Genomic DNA, 435 nt, shown 5'->3' with positions numbered 1-435 from the left:
GTGCGGCTGGACGCGAACAACCGGCGCCTGGTGGCGCAGGGGCTCAAGCGCATCCGCGCGGGCCACATGCCGGCCGGGATCGCCGCGCTGTTCGACGCGGCGGGCCGCAAGGCGGACGTGGCCACCACCTTCGACTTCGGTTTCGCGCTCGGCCCGCGCATCAATGCGGCCGGGCGCCTCGCCGACATGACGCTGGGCATCGAATGCCTGCTGACCGACGACCCGGGCCGCGCGGCGGAGCTGGCGCGCACGCTCGATGCGATCAACCGCGAGCGGCGCGAGATCGAGGGCGGCATGCGCGAGCAGGCGCTGCTGATGGCCGAGAGCCTGTTCGGCGAGAACGACGAGCCGCCGGCCGCGGTGAGCGTCTGGGACCCGGACTTCCACGAGGGCGTGGTCGGCATCGTGGCCTCGCGCATCAAGGACCGGCTGCAC

At 73.3% G+C, this 435-nt stretch carries 1 pseudogene; it reads left to right on the top strand.

The features are described 5' to 3' along the window. Positions 1 to 435, top strand: a pseudogene (locus tag GVL52_RS32210) (single-stranded-DNA-specific exonuclease RecJ); the annotation flags it as partial.

It is taken from the genome of Rhizobium sp. 18055, assembly GCF_902706285.1.
Taxonomy (GTDB): domain Bacteria; phylum Pseudomonadota; class Alphaproteobacteria; order Rhizobiales; family Rhizobiaceae; genus Rhizobium.
Note: the sequence above shows the minus strand (reverse complement) of the source record. Positions and strands in the feature narration are given on the sequence as shown.